General features: G+C 37.9%; 1 protein-coding gene. It reads left to right on the top strand.

What is annotated here, in order from left to right; all coding sequences use genetic code 11:
- Window positions 1-378 precede the first annotated feature (378 nt).
- Window positions 379-1,671, top strand: coding sequence for an IS110 family transposase (locus tag NE638_RS17695; protein ID WP_023921410.1), 1,293 nt, complete (start codon window positions 379-381; stop codon window positions 1,669-1,671).
- Window positions 1,672-1,820: the final 149 nt, after the last annotated feature.

Genomic DNA, 1,820 nt, shown 5'->3' with positions numbered 1-1,820 from the left:
CTCCTGGTATGATGTAGTCATAGACCAATAAGGTCATCCACATCATATTCTCTAATCTATATCCTGGTTGGTAAGAGGATTCTCCTCCATAATCACTCCAACCATAGATACGTGTATAAGTTACATACATTTTTGTATGATTATTCACTCCTAGACTATGTCTGTTACATAAGGTATTATTTTCCATTGGATAGGGAAAAGGACGATTTTCTCCTAGGGAGCTGGCTTATGTCCAGTAATACCCGTAACTTAAGACTGTCATTCCATCAATGAAAATTTATGTTTTAGGCTGGTTGGGAGCAATTAAGCTATACCCGTATAACGCGCCAGGTAGTGTATTCATTGTTTTTTATGGAACCCTATCGGAAGGAGCATATAATGCATAACAAAAACTATATTTCCGTCGGCATTGATGTCGGTTCAGCTTTTAGCTTTATGACAATTCTTGCGCCAGACGAAACAGTGATCTTGAAACCTTTCAAGATTACTCACAATAATAAGGATTCTTTGGAACGAGCTGTTTCTGAAATTAAAAAAGCAGAAGAGCTGTATTCCTTAGAAAGTCGCACCTTTCTAGAATCCACTGGGATTTATCATTTCCCGCTCTTCTGCTATCTTGTTGATTGTGGTTTTAACGCGTCCATAATCAATCCTATTATTACACATTCTACTAAGAATGGAAATATCAGAAAAGTAAAAAATGATAAAATCGATTCTAAAGGTATTGCCAAACTAGGATTATCAAAAGATATTCCTGTTTCCCAGTTCCCAGCAAAGCTGGTTCTTGAACTGCGTAGCCTTACCCGTAAGTATTACGATTTAACTGATGAGCGTTCTGCTCATATCAATAAACTTAAAGGAGACCTGCATACCGTGTTTCCTCAGTATCTTGACGTTTTCTGTGATGTTACCGGCAAGACCTCAACAATGATTCTTCGCCAGTACGGTACTCCAGACAAGATACTTCGTGGTCATAAGAAGACCATGATTGAAAAAATATCAAAAGCTTCACGAAAAGGTCTTGCCAAAGCTTCTGAAAGATATGAGAAACTCTGTGCTGCAGCTAATGCTGCAAAGACATTTGGATGTCAAATAGACAGTATCTACTTCAATATCTTTTTAACTTTGGACCTTGTTGAAAAGCTTGATTCTGCTTTGGATTCCATACTGAATCGTATTAGGCAGCTGATTACATTCAATAAAAACGAGAAGTTTATTCAGCAGATTAAACTTTTAAATACAATCCCAGGTGTTGGCTTTCTGACTGCTGTAACAATCATGTGCGAAATAGGTGATTTCTCAGCATTCCGTAATCCAAAACAACTTTTTGCTTACTTCGGATTAGATCCTGAAGTAAATGAATCTGGAAAATTCGTTGGCACTCAGTTACATATGAGCAAACGTGGCTCCAGAATCGCGCGCCGTGCTATCTTTGCCGTAGCACTCGCCTCCATTCGTACAAAACGTAATGGAGAGGGCATCAATCCATACCTCCGTAAGTATTACGAATTAAAGTCTGGACAAAAGCCTAAGATGGTTGCAATCGGTGCTGTAATGCATAAAGTCTGCAACATCGTATTTGCTGTTCTTCGTGATGAAAAGGCATTTGAGCTTCGGTCACCAGAAGAACACTGTAAGCAGTATCAAAGACCTGCTTTAGCAGCTGCATAAAGATGCAGCTATATAAAACCATAGGAGCTTCTTGACGAAAATCCAAGTGATTTACGTTTGTTAAAGTTACTCATTTTTAGGTTTCAAAACATAAAAGAAAAATATCTATTTTTTGTCTTTTAGGTATTGACTATAACTAGCTGGTCTTT

It is taken from the genome of Blautia sp. MSK.18.38, from assembly GCF_024460535.1.
Classification (GTDB): Bacteria; Bacillota; Clostridia; order Lachnospirales; family Lachnospiraceae; genus Blautia_A; species Blautia_A fusiformis.
Note: the sequence above shows the minus strand (reverse complement) of the source record. Positions and strands in the feature narration are given on the sequence as shown.